This is a genomic window from Phytohabitans maris, assembly GCF_031085175.1.
Taxonomy (GTDB): Bacteria; Actinomycetota; Actinomycetes; order Mycobacteriales; family Micromonosporaceae; genus Phytohabitans; species Phytohabitans maris.
Genome location: NZ_JAVHUY010000020.1, coordinates 61,415 through 77,672, shown reverse-complemented (window position 1 = coordinate 77,672; position 16,258 = coordinate 61,415). Strand labels below are relative to the sequence as shown.

Below are 16,258 nucleotides of genomic sequence, written 5' to 3'. Positions count from 1 at the left end.
CTCGGTGCGGCAGGATGGGGGCCATGTCGCACGAGCACGACCACCCGCACCACCACCACGACGGTTGGTGGCGGCGGGTGGTCCACGCCGTCCGGCCACACTCGCACGACACCGCCGACCACGTCGACACGGAGCTGGAGGGGAGCCGCGAGGGCATCCGGGCGGTGTGGATCTCGCTCGCGGTGCTCGGCACCACCGCGCTGCTCCAGGCCGCCGTGGTCGCCTGGTCCGGCTCCGTGGCCCTGCTCGGCGACACCCTGCACAACCTCGCCGACGCGCTGACGGCCGTGCCGCTGGCGATCGCCTTCGCGCTCGGGCGGCGGCCACCCACCCGGCGGTACACGTACGGTTTCGGCCGGGCCGAAGACTTGGCCGGCATCGTGATCGTCGCGTTCATCGCGGCGTCCGCGGTGATCGCCGGCGTCGAGGCGGTACGGCGACTGCTAAACCCGGCCGACGTCGACCACCTGCCCGCGGTGGCGCTGGCCGGCCTGCTCGGGTTCGCCGGCAACGAGATCGTCGCGCGCTACCGGATCCGGGTCGGTCGCCGGATCGGCTCGGCCGCCCTCGTCGCCGACGGGCTCCACGCCCGCACCGACGGCTTCACCTCGCTCGGCGTGCTGGCCAGCGCGGGTGGCCTCGCGCTCGGTTGGCGGTGGGCCGACCCGGTGGTCGGTCTCGCCATCACCGCGGCCATCCTCGTCGTGCTCGCCGGCGCGGCCCGCCAGGTGTACCGGCGGCTGATGGACGCGGTCGACCCGGAGCTCGTCGACGCGGTCGAGCACGCGCTGGCGCACACCGAGGGCGTGTGCGGCGTGGGCACGGTCCGGGTGCGCTGGATCGGCCACCGGATGCGCGCCGAGTGCGAGATCGTCGTCGACCCCACCCTCACCGTGGTGCAGGCGCACGCGGTGGCGGTCGCGGCGGAGCACAGCCTGCTGCACGCCGTACCACGGCTCGGGTCGGCGATCGTGCACGCGGACCCGCAGCCCACCGCGGGCAGTGACCACCACGAAGCGGTGGCCCATCATCGAAGGGAACTCTTATGACGCTGGCGGATCTGCCGGCCTGGAGCGGCGACGAGACGGAAATCACGCGCACCGCCGAACTGCCCGGTTTCATGGACGCGATCGCGGTCGTCGACCGGGTCGCGGTGGTCGCCGAGGAGATGAACCACCACCCGGATATCGACATCCGGTGGCGGACGCTGACATTCCGGTGCAGCACCCACTCGGCCGGCAAGGTGACCGAGCGCGACTACGAGCTGGCCCGGCGGATCGACGAAATCGTGGCAAACCAGGCCTGACCTGCTCCTGCCGCCGCCGGCGGATCGCGGCGGCTGGTGGGGATCGGGCAGGATGTCGGCGTGAGGTTCGAAGTCAGCAAGGTGCTCGACGCCATCGAGCAGCGCCTCACCACCGATCCCGCGCTGGCCCGGGCCGTGGTCGACCTCGCCGAGGTGGTGCGTTACGCCGACCTCGACGGCGGCCGCCCGGCCAGCTTGCTGCGGCTGGGGCTGGTGGTCGACGCGCTCGCCACCCAGCTAGCCGAAGACAACGCGGCCGTCTACGCGGTGGTGCACCGCGGGCTGCTCTCCGACGCCGACCTGACGTCCAACGAGCGGATGGTCGTGCGCCGCTGGGCCGACGACGGGCTGGTCGAGGTGCTGCCCACGGTGGGTGACCGGGTGCTGGAGGTCGCCGACCTGCTGGGGCTGCCGGTGCTGAGCCGCCTGCGGTTCGAGGGGGTCCGCGAGCGGTACGGGTGGCTGGCCGGCCAGGCCGGCCGGCTGATGGCGCCGGTGCCCGGCAAGGCCGGTGCCACGCTGGTCGCCCAGGTCGGTGGCGGCTCGGCGCCCTCGATCGGCTCACCCGACCCGGTCGGCGCCAAGGTGCTCGCCCGGCTCTGGCGCTGCCCCGAGTCCAACTGCGCCAACTTCGGCGGGGGCGGCGGTGCCTTCGCCGACCTGGCGCCCGAGCGGCGGGCCGGCGGCCAGCCCCCGCCCACGCTGCACACCGGCTCGCCCACCTGCCCGCGGCACAGCAAGCCGCTCAGCGACATCGGCCCCCGCCCGCCCGCCGAGGCGCTGGCGGTCCGGGTCGGCGGCGTGATCCGCCGCCGCTTCGTCGTCGCCGAGGACGCGCCGGTCGTGGTCGGCCGCGCGCCGGAAAAGGGCGGCATCATGCTCGGCCAGTGGCTGAGCGAGGAGGCGCGGCGGTGGATCAGCCGCAGCCACGTGCGCTTCGAGATGCGCGGCAGCGAGGTCGTGGCCCAGGACGTGAGCACCAACGGCACGGGCGTCCGGCCGGGCGGCTCGATGGACGACGCCGAGCGCATGACCCTCAAGCGGCAGACCCGCGTGCTGTCACCGGGCGACCTGATCGAGCTGTACCCCGGTGTGCACGTCGGCAAGGCGCGGACCCTGACCTCCGCGGCCCCGCTGAACGCGCCCTCGGTGATGGCCGAGGCCCCGACGCTTTCGATGCGGATCCTCGAGCGCTGATCAGGACCGCCCCGGGCTGACGCCGGCCACGGTCAGGCCGAGCAGCCGGCTCGCCTCGGCGGCGGGGTCCGGGTGGTTCTCCGTGGCCAGGGCGATGCCGGTGATCAGCGCGAGCAGGTCGGCGATGGTCACGCCCGGGGTCAGCACGCCGTCGCGCGCGGCACGGCGTACCAGCGGGTCGCCCGCCTCGGTGAGCCGCCCGGTGGCGCAGTGCTCGTGCGCGGTGTCGGGATCGGTCGCCATGTCGTACGTCAGCGCGACGGCCAGCCCCCGGATCGCCGCCGCGTGCGCGGTGACCTCGCCCAGCCAGGCCAGCAGCGCGGCCCGGGAGTCGCGCGCCCCGGCGAGGTCCCGGGCGCGGGTGCAGAGCGTCTCGATCCGCTCGCGGAAGACCGCCTCCAGCAGGGCGTGGCGGGTGGGGAAGTGCCGCCGCAGGGTGGCCGATCCGACTCCGGCGGTGCGGGCGATCTGTTCCAGGGACGCGTCGGCGCCGTACGTGGCGACCGCCTCCTCGGCCACGGCGAGCAGGCGCGTGTAGTTGCGGCGGGCGTCCGCACGCTGGCCAGTCATCGGGTCACCTCGAGGTTGCTAAGTGGCGGGGCCCGCCGTATCTTATCCCGAGCAGAAACGGCGGACCCCGCCGTTTAGCGAACACGCAGCACAGGAGGAGCCTCGTGTCCACCGATCCCGCACCCGTCCTGGTCATCGGCGCCACCGGACAGCAGGGCGGCGCCACCGCCCGCGCCCTGCTCGCGGCGGGCGCTTCCGTCCGGGCGCTGGTCCGCAACCCGGCTTCCGACCGGGCCAGGGCGGTCGAAGCGCTCGGCGCCAGACTTGTCGCCGGCGACCTTCGCGACCGCGACTCCGTGTTTCGGGCCGCGGAAGGGGTCCGCGCCGTCTTCTCGGTGCAGATGCCCGAGATGAGCGAAAGCGGCATCGACTTCGACGGCGAGCTGAGCCAGGCCGTCAACCTGATCGACGGCGCGATGGCCGCGGGCGTACCGCACTTCGTGCACACGTCCGTCTCCGGCGCCGGGCAGCAAGCCGGGTTTCCCGGCTGGGCCGAGGGCCGCTGGGCGCCGCTGGAGCCCTACTACGCCGCCAAGGCCGGGATCCAGGACCGGGTACGCGAGGCGGGCTTCAAGCACTGGACGCTCGTCAAGCCCGGCTTCTTCATGGAAAACTTCCTGCCCTCCGCCGCGTACCTGCTTCCCCGCGGCGTCGAGGGCGGCCTCGCGACCGTGCTGAAGCCGCAGACCCGGCTCTCCCTGGTCGCGGTCGACGACATCGGCACCACGGCCGCCGCGGCCATCGCCGCACCGCACCGGTTCGACGGGGTCGAGCTGGAACTGGCCAGCGACTACCTCACGCTGACGGACATCGCCAAGACCCTCTCCCGCGCCCTGGGCACCGAGCTGACCGCGCCCGACATGACCGAGGAGGAGGCGATCGCCGCGGGCATGCCGGCGTGGGCGGGCCTGTCGCACGAGCTCATGAACGTGGCCGGGCAACCCGCCCGCCCCGAGTACGCCCGCGCCCTCGACATCCCACTCACCCCCTTCGCGGAGTGGGTCACCCGCCTCGCGCCGCCTCGCCGCTCGTCGTAGCGCGTTTCAAAGCTTTGGGCTACCGCGACGTCCGTCGTGGCCCAGACCGTTGCTCCCGCGGCCTCACCGCCCGCGGTTGGCACAACCCCGGCGGCGTGGCGCCGCCCTGCTCTCGATGGTTGTGAATCTAGAACGTTTAGGGCGGATATAGAGCCCTAAACGTTCTAGATCGGCTTCGGATCTGCTCCCGCCCGCCCGGACCACCGCGGACGTCGCGGTAGCTCAGCCAGCGGGCCTCGAGCTCTGTGGTCCCTGCCGCCTTTCGCGGGCGGGCCGTTCCGGCTGGTCGGTGGCGCGGGCGGTCAGAGGATGGCGGCGAGCTGCTCCACCGCCCAGTCGAGCTCGGCCGGCTCGACCACCAGGGGTGGGGCGAGGCGGATCGTGGAGCCGTGCGTGTCCTTGGCCAGTACGCCCCGCTCGGCCAGGCGCTCGCAGGCCGCCCGGCCGGTCATCAGGGCCGGGTCGATGTCGATGCCGGCCCACAGCCCGCGCCCGCGCACCGCGAGCAGGCCGTGCCCGACCAGCGCGCCCAGGTCGGCGTGGAGCCGGGCGCCGAGCTCGGCCGAGCGGCGCTGGAACTCGCCGGTCTTCAGCAGGCCGACCACCTCGGTGGCGACCGCGCAGGCCAGCGGATTGCCGCCGAACGTCGAGCCGTGCTCACCCGGCCGCAGCACGCCCAGCACGTCCTGGTCGGCGGCGACCGCCGAGACCGGCACGATGCCGCCGCCGAGGGCCTTGCCCAGCACGTACATGTCGGGGACCACGCCCTCGTGGTCACAGGCGAACGTGGTGCCGGTGCGCCCCAGCCCGGACTGGATCTCGTCGGCCACGAAGAGCACCCGGTTTTCGGTGCAGAGCGCGCGCACGCCGGGCAGGTAGCCCTCGGGCGGCACGATCACGCCCTGCTCGCCCTGGATCGGTTCGAGCAGCACGGCCACGGTCGTCTCGTCGATCGCGGCTTCGAGGGCCGCGAGGTCGCCGTAGGGGACGACCTTGAAACCCGGCGTGTACGGCCCGAAGTCGGCGCGGGCGTCCGGATCGGTGGAGAAGCTGACGATCGTGGTGGTACGCCCGTGGAAGTTGCCCTCCGCCACCACGATGGTCGCCTTGTCGTGCGGCACGCCCTTGACCCGGTACCCCCACTTGCGGGCCACCTTGATGGCGGTCTCGACGGCCTCGGCGCCGGTGTTCATGGGCAGGACGAGGTCCTTGCCGCAGAGCTCGGCCAGCGCCCGGCAGAACGCGGCGAACTGGTCGTGCACGAACGCCCGGCTGGTCAGCGTGAGCCGGTCGAGCTGGGCGTGCGCGGCGGCGATCAGGGCGGGGTGGCGGTGCCCGAAGTTGAGGGCCGAGTAGCCGGCGAGGCAGTCGAGGTAGCGCTTGCCGTCGATGTCGGTGACCCAGGCGCCCGCGGCGGAGGAGATCACCACCGGCAGCGGGTGGTAGTTGTGCGCCGTCCACCGTTCGGCCTCGGCGACCGCGGCGGGCGTGCGTACAAGATCATCCACGATCACGACCGTACCTCCAGGGTGCAGCACTTCGGGCCGCCACCGGCCTTGCGTAGCTCGGACAAATCAACACCAATTGTGTCGTACCCGCGATCGCGTAGCTGGGCCGACAAGCCGCTGGCCTGCATCGGGAGCACGACGTGGCGCCCGTCGCTGACCGCGTTGAGCCCGAGCACCGCGGCATCCGCCGCCGTCGCGAGGATCGCGTCCGGGAAGAGCCGGCGCAGGGCGGCCTGGCTGCCGGGGGAGAAGGCCTCCGGGAGGTACGCGACGGTCTTCTCGTCGAGCACGCAGAGCGCGGTGTCGAGGTGGTAGAAGCGCGGGTCGACCAGGCGCAGCGTCACGGTCGGCCGGCCGAAGATCTCCTGGGCCCGGTCGTGGGCGGCGGTGGTGGTACGGAAGCCGGTGCCGGCCAGCAGCAGGTCACCGGCGAGGAGGAGGTCACCCTCGCCCTCGTTGACGTGCTTGGCCTCGTGCACCTCGAAGCCGGCCCGCTCGAACCAGTGCGCGTACGCCGGCGCCTCGGCGGCCCGCTGCGGGTCGCGAAACTCCACCGCCAGCACCTTGCCGTCGACGACGGTGGCGCCGTTGGCCGCGAACACCATGTCCGGCAGCCCCGGGAGCGGGTCGATCTCCTCGACGGTGTGGCCGAGGTCGCGGTAGACGCCGCGCAGCGCTTCCCACTGTCGCACCGCGAGATCGGCGTCGACCGGAGCGCTGGGGTCCATCCACGGGTTTATCGCGTACTCCACGGCGAAGTACGTCGGCCGGCACATGAGGTATCGCCGGCTGGTGGCGTCCATCGTCATGCGCTCTACGCTATTGGCGCGTGAGCGTCCCGAACCACCGATGAGCCTTGCTTGAGGCGGAGATTCGTTGCGTGTTTGACCGCGTCAGCGGTCAATTCATTGCGTGGCGCCGTTTGTTGGGGTCTGCCGCCGTCAGCTGTGGAGCGGCCAGGTCCGGCCGCCCGTTCAGTCGTGGGGCGGCCTGGTCCGGCCGCCCGTTCAGTCGTGGGGCGGCCTGGTCCGGCCGCCCCACCACCCTGCGTCAGAACCGGTCGACGGTCTGGGCGTCGAGCCAGTCGCGCAGCTCGCCGACCTTGTCGCTGGCCGTGCTGATCCAGGCCAGCGAGTCGGTCACCACGAGGATGCCGAAGACGACCGCACCCAGGCCGAGCACGAGCGCCAGCATTGCCTCGGTCCGGCCGGCCACGTGCCGGCGGCGGGTCGCCGAGATGCCGCCGACCGCGAGCAGCGTGGCCAGTCCGCCGGCCGCGATGCCGTAGCCGGCCAGCACGCCGGTGAGCACGGCCAGCGCGCCCACGACACCGACGATCAGTCCGAGCGTCGCCATGAGGCTGGACCGCGGCCGCGGCCCCAACGGCTCGGCGACCGGCTCCGGCTCGCGGCGGGGTTCCACCCGCTCCACCGGCTTGATCCGCTCGGTCGGCGTCTCGTCACCGGCCACCGGCCGCTCGCGGACCGCCGTACGACCGGCGGCCCGCCCGAAGGCCCGTTCGTCGGCCCGGCCTTCCGCCTTGCCCTGGGCGTGGGCTTCCTCTTCACGTTGCGCCTCGCCTCGACGCGTCAAGGATGGGATCCGCACCGCGGCGCACCTCCTCATGCGGGCGCGGAGCACTTCCGTTTGGCCACCGCGCGGGGGATGCCCATCGGCATACCCAGATGGGTGAGAACTCATGCACCCTCGCCCCGGCCCGGCGCCGCGGCTCTGGCCCGGCGGCGCCGATCCGCCGGCCACAGTGGGCCGACCCGGCGGCGCGAATCAGGCCCCGGGCGCGCGGGTCCGGCGCGGACGCGGCGGGCCGGGGCCTGGGTAAGGTTTCGGCGTGCCCGAAGGCCACACCATCCACCGGCTCGCCGCCCAGCACCGTTCCCTGCTCGCCGGGCGGCGGGTCACCGTCTCCAGCCCGCAGGGGCGCTTCGCGGCCGGCGCCGCCCGGCTCACCGGCACCGTGCTGCTGGACACCGAGGCGTACGGCAAGCACCTGCTGCACCACTACGACGGCGGCCGGACACTGCACGTGCACCTGGGGCTGTACGGGGTGTTCACCGACGGGGAGGCGCCCACCCCGCCGCCGGTGGGTCAGGTGCGGCTGCGGCTGGAGACCGAGCGCCACTGGATCGACCTGCGCGGCCCGGCCGCCTGCGAGCTGCTCGACGAGCCCGACGCGCTCCGGGCCCGGCTCGGTGCCGACCCGCTGCGCGACGACGCCGACCCGGACACCGCGTACGCCCGGATCCGGCGCAGCACCACGCCGCTGGCCGCCCTGCTGCTGGACCAGTCCACTGTGGCCGGACCTGGTCTGGTGTACGTCTCCGAGGTGCTCTTCCGCGCGGGCATCCCGCCGACCCGGGCCGGCCGCCTGCTCACCCCGGCCCAGTGGGGCGACCTCTGGGCCGACCTGCGCGAGCTGATGAAGGAAGGGGTCAGCCGCGGCCGCATCGACACGGTGCACAGCCAGCACATGCCCGAGGCGATGGGCCGGGCGCCGAGGGTCGACCGCCACGGCGGCGAGGTGTACGTCTACCGCCGCGCCGGCCAGCCCTGCCTGATCTGCGGCACCGAGATCCAGCGCTCCGGCCTGGCCGGCCGCAACTCGTACTGGTGCCCCACCTGCCAGCCCGCGCAAGGCCGTCCCGCGTAAAGGCTCCCGGTCGGCGCCCATTATGGGAGTATTTTTCGGGAAACGACGGTGTTTCCAGTGGCGAGGGATCTGGGTACATGGCAGCGGTGCGGCTGACGGTTGGCGTGGAGGAGGAGTTCCTCCTTCTGGACGCCGAAAAGAGTCAGGCGGCGCCGGCCGTCGACGCGGTGCTGGCCGAGGTCGGCGACGACCTGCGCGGCCAGGTTGCGCGCGAGTACCTGACCAGCCAGATCGAGATCAACAGCCCGCCCGGGCTCGACCTGCGGGCGCTGCGGCACTCGCTGGGCCTCCTCCGCGCCGGGATCGCGAGCGCTGCGGCGCGGGCGGGCGCGCGGGTGGCCGCGATCGGCTGCTGCCCGGTCAACGGCCCCGAGCCGCCGGTGGTGGACGAGCCGCGCTTCCACCGCATGGTCGAACGCTTCGGCGCGCTCTCGCCCGGCCCCGGGCTCAACGGGATACACGTCCACATTGGAATCACCGACCCGCACACCGGCGTCCAGGTGCTCAACCACCTGCGCCCCTGGCTCCCCCTGCTGCACGCGGCGACGACCAACTCGCCCTTCGCGGAGGGCCGGGACAGCGGGTACGCGAGCTGGCGCTCGGTGATGTGGGAGCGGTGGCCGTCGGTGGGCCCCACGCCCTACCTGGAGTCGCACGACCACTACGAAGACCTGGTGACGCGGCTGATCTCCGCCGGCGCGATGCTCGACGAGGCGATGCTCTACTGGTACGCCCGCCTCTCCGCCCGCTACCCCACGGTCGAGCTCCGCATCGGCGACGTCTGCCCCAGCCTCGACGACACGATCCTGGTGGCCGCGCTCGCCCGCGGCCTGGTCGGCACGGTGCTCGCCGACATCGAGGCCGGCCGCCCGGCCCCGCGCATCGACCACCACCTGCTCGCCGCCGCGCACTGGCGCGCCGCCCACGACGGCCTGGCCGGCCTCCTGGTCGACCCGGCCGACCAGCGGAGCCGCCCCGCGTGGCACCTCTTCCAGCGCCTCTTCGACACCGTCCGGCCCGAGCTGGAGCGCAGCGGCGACCTGGAGCTCGCGACCCTCCTCATGGGACGGTTGCGGGCACGGGGCACCGGAGCCTCCCGCCAGCGTGCCGTCTACGCCCGCACCGGCGACATGGCCGCCGTCCTCGACCACCTCACGCTCCCCGCGACACCCGCGTAGCGACCTTTTCTTTCCACAGATTTGCCCCGGTCCGCGCCAGCCGCTGACCGTTTGCGCGGGGTCCCCGGGGAAACGTGGAGCGCAGCGGAGCGTTTTCTTGGGGTGCTTTCCCGCGGGCACCGCTGCGGCCGGCGGCTCGCTGCGCTCGCCGACTTCCCCGGCCTCCGCTGCCAGGTCTGCGCGGGGTTGTCGCCGGATCGGGCGTTCGTGCGCGGAGCTCTGGAGCTGCCCGCACGAACGGGGCACCTCGGAACGGCGTCCGTGCCCGCGCCGGCCGGCGACGCCGGTGCCTCGGGGCGGTGGCGGGGGGCTTCTAGGCTGGCGGGCGTGCGGGCGTTGACGGGACTGCTGGGTGCGTGGGCGATCGCCCTCGCGTTCGCGGGTCAGCCTGCCGAGGTCGCGGTCGCGGTGGCCGTCGGCCTGCTCGCCGTTGCGGTCGCCGGGCATCTCGCCGGCGCGCTGCGGGCGATCCCGGAGCGGCCGGTCGGATGGACCGCCGCGCCGGTGCGGTCACGGGCCGCCGTGCCGCGCTACGTCGATCCGGACGCCGCCGGGCGCCCGCGTCCCCGACGACGCTCGCCGGGGTGCCGCTCGGGCATCACCTCACCGACGGGCTGAGCGCCGCCGCCATCCCGGTCTACCTGGTGCTCTTCGCCCTGCTGGCGGCCCTTGCCCGGCGCTCGGCGAGGCGGATGCGGGAGGCGCCGGTGCCCGCCGGAGCCGGCCCGGAGGTCGAGCGGATGCGGCGGGTCGTCGCGCTGCTGCCCTACGGCACGCTCGTGGTGGCCGCGTTCGTGCCGCTGGCGGTCGGGCTGTACCTCGTCACCACGACCGCGTGGACGGCGCTGGAACAAACGGTTTTCCAGAGATATCGATGAGTGTTGACAATTTGTTGTCCCGGACGTAAAACTCTGTGAGAGCGCTCTCACGGCCCACCGCCACCCCCACAGAGAGGCCAGACATGAGAGACCGACAGGGCACCTCCAGACCCCGCCGCGGCCGCGTGCTGATCGCCGCTGCGGCGGCTTCCACCGTGGTCGCGGCCATGCTCGCGGTGACCATGAACGCCAACGCCGCGCTGCCACCCACCCCGTCCGGCTGGAGCCTCGTCTGGAGCGACGACTTCACCGGCGGGGCCAACACCCTCCCCTCCTCGGCAAACTGGATCATCGACACCGGCACGCAGTACCCGGGCGGCCCGGCGAACTGGGGCACCGGCGAGATCCAGACGTACACGAACAGCACCTCCAACCTCCGCCAGGACGGCAACGGCAACCTGGTGATCACGCCGATCCGCAGCGGCTCCGGCCAGTGGACCTCGGCGCGGATCGAGACGGTGCGCTCCAACTTCAAGCCCCCGGCCGGCGGTGAGCTGCGCATCGAGGGGCGCATCCAGATGCCCAACGTCACCGGCGCGGGCGCGGCCGGCTACTGGCCGGCGTTCTGGGCCCTCGGCTCGCCCTACCGCGGCCAGTACTGGAACTGGCCGGGGATCGGCGAGTTCGACATCATGGAGAACGTCAACGGGATCAACTCGGTCTGGGGTGTGCTCCACTGTGGAGTCAACCCGGGCGGCCCGTGCAACGAGACCACCGGCATCGGCGCCAACCGCGCCTGCCCCGGCAGCTCCTGCCAGTCGGCGTTCCACACCTACCGCTTCGAGTGGGACACCAACCCGCAGCAGCTGCGCTGGTACGTGGACGGCCAGCTCTACCACACCGTCAGCCAGTCGCAGGTCGGCGAGCCGCACTGGACCAACATGACCAGCCACGCCGGCTACTTCATCCTGCTCAACGTGGCGATGGGCGGCGCCTTCCCGAACGCGGTACCCGGTGGGCAGACGCCGACCGCGGCGACCGTCTCGGGCGTCCCGATGCTGGTGGACTACGTCGCGGTCTACCAGACGGGCGGGGGCACCAACCCGACCACGCCGCCACCCAACACCACGCCACCGCCGAGCGGCAGCCGGGACGCGTACGCGACCATCCAGGCGGAGTCGTTCAACGCGCAGAACGGGGTGCAGACCGAGACGTGCAGCGAGGGCGGCCTCAACGTCAGCCACATCGCGAACGGTGACTGGGTGCGCTACGACAACGTCAACTTCGGCTCCAGCTCGCCGATCGACTTCGTCGCCCGGGTCGCGTCCGGCGCGGCCGGAGGCGTCAGCGGCCTGATCCAGGTGCGCCTGGACAGCCCGACCGGCCCGGTGCTCGGCAGCTTCGCGCTCGCCAACACGGGCGGCTGGCAGAGCTGGCAGACGGTTCCCGGCAACGTCTCCGGCGTGACCGGCACGAGAACGGTCTACCTCACGTTCTCCAGCGGCCAGCCGGCCGACTTCGTCAACGTCAACTGGTTCCACTTCCGGAGGTAGGTAAAGCCTTCGCCGGGGCGGCCCCGACCCGCCCCGGCGAAGCCTCAGGCCCCGACCTGTCCCGGCGAAGCCTCGGGACAGGCGTCAGGACAGGCCGCGCTCCACCAGGGTGGTTGGGAGGGTGACCGTGCGCGGCCAGGAGCGCTCACCCGCGATCCGCTGGAAGAGCAGGTCCACCGCCGTACGCGCGAGCTGGCGCGTGTCGTAGGAGACCACCGTAAACCGCTGCGGCATCAGGAACGACAGCTCGAAGTCGTCGAAGCCGACCACCTCGACCTGGCTCTTGCGCCGCCACAGCTCCTGCAGCACGCCGACGGTGATCCGGTTGTTGAGGCTGAAGAACGCGGTCGGCGGCTCGTCGGCGGCGAGCATCCCGGCCACCGCCGCGGCCGCCGTGTCCGGGTCGTGCACGCCCTCGGCGACCAGCCGCTCGTCGTACCCGATGCCGGCCGCGGCCAGCGCCTCCTGCGCGCCGCCCACCCGTTCCCGCATGGTGTAGACGGCGACCGAGTCGAGCAGGATGCCGATCCGCCGGTGGCCGTGCTCCACCAGTCGCCGCACGCCGGCCTGGGCGCCGCCCCGGTTGTCGAGCAGCACGGTGTCGGCGAGCAGCCCGCCCGCCGGCCGGTCGAGGAAGACCACCGGCGTGCCCATCTCGACCTCGGGCCGCAGGTACGAGTGGTCGTATCCGGCCGGCACGACCAGCAGCCCGTCGACCCGGCGCGAGCAGAGGTCGCGGAGCAGCTGCTGCTCGCGCTGCGGGTCCTCCTCCGAGCTGGCGGTGATCAGCAGGGTCTCGTGCTGGGCGGCCGCCTCGGCCGCGATCGCCGCGATCGTGGAGTAGAACGGGTTGGCCAGGTCTTCGATGATCAGCCCGATCGTGGCCGTGGACTGCCCGGACCGCAGCGTGCGGGCCAGGTGGTTGCGGCGAAAGCCCAGCTCCGCCACGCTCGCCAACACCCGGTCGATGAGCTGCTGCTGCACGTTGGGCTCGTTGTTGATGACGCGGGAGACCGTCTTGATGCTCACGCCCGCGTGCCGGGCGACGTCGACCATGGTCGGCCGGCGGGCGACCTCGGGCCCGCGCCGGACCGGGTGGGCGGAGCGACCCGCGCCGCTCCCACCCACCTGGTCCGATGCCTCAGCACTCATCTGTGGCACGGTACCTTGCGAAAGGGCTACGCATAGACCTCCACTTCGTAAATTCGGGCGGCCGAATCGCTCGTCTGGGTGGCCGTTATGACATTCAGGCGCACCAATCTGGCCGAGGCGCCCACCGCGTGCTCGGTCACCGCGGCCGTGTTGCCGCGCGGGGAGGCGACGGTCGTCCAGGTCGTGCCGTTCGTGGAGATCTGGAGGTCGAAGTCGCGGGTGTTCCAGTCCGCGCTCTCGCCGCCCGCGCCCGCGTGCCGCACGGTGACCGAGCCGACGGTGAACGTGCCGCCCAGGTCGACCTGCCACCACTTGGAGCCGCCCAGCGAGCACCACTTGTCGGTGTTGCCGCCGCTCACGCTCCCGTTGACCGCCTTGGCCGGGCCTTCGTCGGCGTTGCAGGACGAGTCGGCGGTCGCCGTCTTGCCGAGCGCCACATTGGACGGTCCGCCGCCACCGCCGCCGTACACCTCGAACTCGGTGATCCGGGCGGCGTTGTTGCCGTCGTTGGCCGCAGTCGTGATGCTGAGCCGCACGTAGCGGGCCGTGGCCGTGGCGACCGGATGGTACGTGCGGCTGGTCCGGTTGCCCGACACCGTGACCCGGTTCGTCCACGTCGTACCGTCCACACTGGTCTCGATCGTGAACGCCCCGGTGTTCCAGCCGGTGCTCTCCCCGGCGAGGCCGGCGTGCTTGACCACGAACGAGGTGACGCTCTGGCTGCCGCCCAGGTCGACCTGGAGCGTCTTGGTGCCGGCCGCGGTGGAGCACCACTTGCTGTCCCGGCCGAGCAGGCCGTCGAAGGCCTCCGCCGGCCCCTCACTCGCCGCGCAGGCCGCCGAGCCGGTGGCCGGGCGGTTCAGCGCGAGGTTCGTGCCGAGCGACGGCGCCGCCGGGGGCGGCGTGAAGCCATCGTTGAACGACGGCGGGACGTCCGCGGGATTGGTGCCCCACGCGCTCGGCGAGCCACCCATCGTGTACGAGAGTGTGGCCCCGCCGGCGATGTCGGCGTATCGCAGCCAGGGGCGCTGTGTCGCCGTGCCGCCGACCGAGAGGCCCTGCACGTAGCGGCCGGTGCCGGTGGAGTTGATCTGGATGTCGCCGCTCGGCCGGTCGACCAGGATCGACGGGAAGAGCGGGCCGTGCAGGGCGAGCGTGTCCGCGCCGGGCGTCGGCGGGTACATGCCGAGCGCCGCCCAGACGTACCAGGCGGAGGTGGCGCCGAGGTCGTCGTTGCCGGGCAGGCCACCCGCGCCGGTGGTGAACGACTCGGTCATCACCCGCCGCACCACGTCGCTCGTGCGGTACGGCGCGGCGGCGAAGTGGTACGCCCACGGCACGCCGTGCTCGGGCTCGTTGCCGATGTAGAAGTAGGGCAGCGAGAGCCCGCCGTTGAGCTGCGTGAAGTGGTGGTCGAGGCGCTGCACCGCGGTCTCCCGGCCACCCATCAGGTTGATCAGCGAGCCGAAGTTGTACGGCACCATCCAGGTGTACTGGGACGCGTTTCCCTCGGTGTATCCACTGTGGTTGGCGGGGTCGAGCGGCCACGGCCAGGTGCCGCTGTCGTTGCGGTCGTGCACGTACTGCGACTCGGTGTTGAAGACGTTGCGCCAGAACTGCGCCCGCTGCATGTACGTGCTGTACTTCGCGGTGTCGCCGAGCGCCCGGGCGAACTGGGCGACCGCGAAGTCCGAAGCCGAGTACTCCAGCGAGTCCGACGGGTCCTCGTGGATGTACCCCCGGCTCACGTACCCGCTCTGCAGGCCGCGGATCGGGCTGCCCTGCGCGGTGCCGCCGTTGGAGCTCGCGTGCATGAGGTTGAGCGCGGCGGTGGTGTCGAAGCCACGCACGCCGAACGCGTACATGCTGGAGACGATGATCGGGCCGGGGTCGCCGGTCATGATGAACGCCTCGTTGTGGTTGTGCGACCACTTCGGCAGCAGGCCGCCCTGCTGGCCGTCGAGCACCATCGACTTGGCGATGTCGCTCGCCTCGACCGGGGCGATCAGCGCGATCAGCGAGGCCCACGAGCGGTAGATGTCCCAGCCGGAGTAGTTCTGGTACACGGTGTGGCTGGCCGTGTGGATCGCGTTGTCGAAGCCGCGGTACTGGCCGTTGACGTCACTGGCGATGTTCGGGTTGATCAGCACCCGGTAGAGCGCGGTGTAGAACTTCTGCAGGTCGGCGGCGGCCCCGCCGGTCGCCTGCACCCGGTTGAGGATCGCGTTCCACTCGGCGTTGGCGGCCGCGCGTACGCCGGCGAAGTCGAAGCCGCTCTGCTCGGCCGCGAGGTTGGCCTGCGCGCCGGCCTGGCTGACGTACGAGATGCCGACCTTCACCTGGACGACCGCGTTGCCCGACGTGTCGAACGTGAGGTAGCCGCCCGAGTTGACCCCGCTGGCGCTGGTCGAGCCGGCGCTGACCGTCCCGCCCAGCCAGGTGCCCACACCGGACGGTGCCCGGTCGAACTCCATCCGGTAGAAGATCTGGTACGGCTTGGAGTTGCCGCAGAAGCCGCCGCCGGTGACCGAACCGGTGACGGTGCTGCCGCTGATCGAAATCGTGCCGTTGCGGTTGCCGGTGGCGCTCCGGCTCGGGTTGACGAGCACCCGCGCGGTGGTCGTCGCCGGGTATGTGAGGCGGAGGATGCCGGTGCGCTTGGTGGCCGAGAGCTCCACCTGGGTGTTGCCGTAGTTGCTCAGCACGGCCTTGTAGTAGCCGGCCTGGGCCACCTCGGCGCTCTTGGTCTGTGTGGCGGAGTAGGAGGTCCAGCTCGTCCCGGGTGAGGCGCCGACCGCCCCGGTGATCGGCAGGATGCCGAGGTCCTCGTTGTTGGCGCAGCCCGCGCCGTTGAAGTGGGTGAAGCTGAACTCCTGGATCTGGGTGTCGCTGAACCGGTAGCCGGACGGCGAGGCGTTGGGGGTGTCCGGGCTCAGCTGCACCATGCCGAACGGCGCCACCGGGCCGGGCACGGTGCTCCCGCCCGCGCCGCCGGGGACGGGGTTCGGCGAGTTGCTGTCGTCGGTGCCGATGAACGGGTTGACGTGCGGGGTGAGGTCGAGGACGGCCGCCTGTGCCGGCGGCGGGGCGAGGATGGCCGCTCCTCCGGCGGCTGCGAGCAGGGCGACGCAGAACGTTGCTAACCGCATGGCTCCTCCCGGGCCTTCGATACAACGTTGTCAGGGGGTGGAAATAGATAAGTACCAGTACAGATAACTGTCAACCTCTCAGGGGTCTTTACAGTTACTGTTAACAGTCCTAATAATTAGGC

General features: G+C 72.3%; 15 protein-coding genes. 9 read left to right on the top strand and 6 right to left on the bottom strand.

Going from position 1 to position 16,258, the window contains the following annotated elements:
* Window positions 1-23: 23 nt before the first annotated feature.
* From RB614_RS21940 to RB614_RS21930, 3 genes are read left to right on the top strand one after another with little or no spacing between them, the layout of a single operon-like run.
* Window positions 24-1,049: a cation diffusion facilitator family transporter gene (locus RB614_RS21940; RefSeq protein ID WP_308714452.1), complete on the top strand. Its 1,026-nt coding sequence runs from the start codon at window positions 24-26 to the stop codon at window positions 1,047-1,049.
* Window positions 1,046-1,306 carry a 4a-hydroxytetrahydrobiopterin dehydratase gene (locus RB614_RS21935; RefSeq protein ID WP_308714451.1) on the top strand — a complete coding sequence of 87 codons (261 nt, stop codon included), beginning with the start codon at window positions 1,046-1,048 and terminating at the stop codon, window positions 1,304-1,306. Before RB614_RS21940 ends, RB614_RS21935 begins: the two co-directional genes overlap by 4 nt.
* 60 nt (window positions 1,307-1,366) lie before the next feature.
* Window positions 1,367-2,503, top strand: a complete 1,137-nt coding sequence (locus RB614_RS21930) for an FHA domain-containing protein (RefSeq protein ID WP_308714450.1) — start codon at window positions 1,367-1,369, stop codon at window positions 2,501-2,503.
* On the opposite strand, the gene RB614_RS21925 is transcribed toward RB614_RS21930, so the two are convergent.
* Entirely contained in the window at window positions 2,504-3,073 is a 570-nt protein-coding gene (locus tag RB614_RS21925; RefSeq protein WP_308714449.1) for a TetR/AcrR family transcriptional regulator, read from the bottom strand.
* 104 nt (window positions 3,074-3,177) lie between these two features.
* Here RB614_RS21925 and RB614_RS21920 point away from each other — a divergent pair, with 104 nt between their 5' ends.
* Window positions 3,178-4,110 carry an NmrA/HSCARG family protein gene (locus RB614_RS21920; protein WP_308714448.1) on the top strand — a complete coding sequence of 311 codons (933 nt, stop codon included), beginning with the start codon at window positions 3,178-3,180 and terminating at the stop codon, window positions 4,108-4,110.
* Between the two features lie 302 nt (window positions 4,111-4,412).
* Here RB614_RS21920 and rocD read toward each other — a convergent pair whose 3' ends face one another.
* The 3 genes from rocD to RB614_RS21905 all read right to left on the bottom strand — a co-directional run bounded on the left by rocD (window position 4,413) and on the right by RB614_RS21905 (window position 7,226).
* Window positions 4,413-5,621, bottom strand: a complete 1,209-nt coding sequence (gene rocD / locus RB614_RS21915) for an ornithine--oxo-acid transaminase (protein ID WP_308714528.1) — start codon at window positions 5,619-5,621, stop codon at window positions 4,413-4,415.
* The gene (ddaH, locus tag RB614_RS21910) at window positions 5,621-6,421 is read right to left on the bottom strand and encodes a dimethylargininase (protein WP_308714527.1); all 801 of its coding nucleotides are present in this window, start codon (window positions 6,419-6,421) and stop codon (window positions 5,621-5,623) included. Before ddaH ends, rocD begins: the two co-directional genes overlap by 1 nt.
* 247 nt (window positions 6,422-6,668) lie before the next feature.
* Window positions 6,669-7,226, bottom strand: a complete 558-nt coding sequence (locus tag RB614_RS21905) for a hypothetical protein (protein WP_308714447.1) — start codon at window positions 7,224-7,226, stop codon at window positions 6,669-6,671.
* 241 nt (window positions 7,227-7,467) lie between these two features.
* On the opposite strand from RB614_RS21905, the gene RB614_RS21900 reads away from it, so the two are divergent.
* The 5 genes from RB614_RS21900 (at window position 7,468) to RB614_RS21880 (ending at window position 11,835) form a co-directional block, all read left to right on the top strand.
* Complete coding sequence (locus RB614_RS21900; protein WP_308714446.1) at window positions 7,468-8,286, top strand: Fpg/Nei family DNA glycosylase; 819 nt, start codon at window positions 7,468-7,470, stop codon at window positions 8,284-8,286.
* Window positions 8,287-8,363: 77 nt separating this feature from the next.
* Entirely contained in the window at window positions 8,364-9,464 is a 1,101-nt protein-coding gene (locus tag RB614_RS21895) for a carboxylate-amine ligase (protein ID WP_308714445.1), read from the top strand.
* Window positions 9,465-9,791: 327 nt separating this feature from the next.
* Window positions 9,792-10,082 carry a hypothetical protein gene (locus RB614_RS21890; RefSeq protein WP_308714444.1) on the top strand — a complete coding sequence of 97 codons (291 nt, stop codon included), beginning with the start codon at window positions 9,792-9,794 and terminating at the stop codon, window positions 10,080-10,082.
* Window positions 10,049-10,342, top strand: coding sequence for a hypothetical protein (locus tag RB614_RS21885; protein WP_308714443.1), 294 nt, complete (start codon window positions 10,049-10,051; stop codon window positions 10,340-10,342). The genes RB614_RS21890 and RB614_RS21885 overlap by 34 nt, the downstream gene beginning before the upstream one ends.
* 83 nt (window positions 10,343-10,425) lie before the next feature.
* Complete coding sequence (locus tag RB614_RS21880; protein WP_428983083.1) at window positions 10,426-11,835, top strand: carbohydrate-binding protein; 1,410 nt, start codon at window positions 10,426-10,428, stop codon at window positions 11,833-11,835.
* Window positions 11,836-11,919: 84 nt separating this feature from the next.
* On the opposite strand, the gene RB614_RS21875 is transcribed toward RB614_RS21880, so the two are convergent.
* Together RB614_RS21875 and RB614_RS21870 are read right to left on the bottom strand one after the other, a co-directional pair.
* A complete protein-coding gene (locus RB614_RS21875) occupies window positions 11,920-12,891 on the bottom strand; it encodes a LacI family DNA-binding transcriptional regulator (RefSeq protein ID WP_308714525.1) in 972 nt (323 codons plus the stop codon).
* 122 nt (window positions 12,892-13,013) lie between these two features.
* Window positions 13,014-16,136 carry a GH92 family glycosyl hydrolase gene (locus tag RB614_RS21870; protein WP_308714442.1) on the bottom strand — a complete coding sequence of 1,041 codons (3,123 nt, stop codon included), beginning with the start codon at window positions 16,134-16,136 and terminating at the stop codon, window positions 13,014-13,016.
* Window positions 16,137-16,258 lie beyond the last annotated feature (122 nt).

Bases quoted from the DNA above. Each gene is read 5' to 3' on its own strand.
- RB614_RS21940 (WP_308714452.1), top strand. From the start codon at position 24: ATGTCGCACGAGCACGACCACCCGCACCACCACCACGACGGTTGGTGG.
- RB614_RS21935 (WP_308714451.1), top strand. From the start codon at position 1,046: ATGACGCTGGCGGATCTGCCGGCCTGGAGCGGCGACGAGACGGAAATC.
- RB614_RS21925 (WP_308714449.1), bottom strand. From the start codon at position 3,073: ATGACTGGCCAGCGTGCGGACGCCCGCCGCAACTACACGCGCCTGCTC.
- ddaH (WP_308714527.1), bottom strand. From the start codon at position 6,421: ATGGACGCCACCAGCCGGCGATACCTCATGTGCCGGCCGACGTACTTC.
- RB614_RS21895 (WP_308714445.1), top strand. From the start codon at position 8,364: ATGGCAGCGGTGCGGCTGACGGTTGGCGTGGAGGAGGAGTTCCTCCTT.
- RB614_RS21880 (WP_428983083.1), top strand. From the start codon at position 10,426: ATGAGAGACCGACAGGGCACCTCCAGACCCCGCCGCGGCCGCGTGCTG.
- RB614_RS21875 (WP_308714525.1), bottom strand. From the start codon at position 12,891: ATGGTCGACGTCGCCCGGCACGCGGGCGTGAGCATCAAGACGGTCTCC.
- RB614_RS21870 (WP_308714442.1), bottom strand. From the start codon at position 16,136: ATGCGGTTAGCAACGTTCTGCGTCGCCCTGCTCGCAGCCGCCGGAGGA.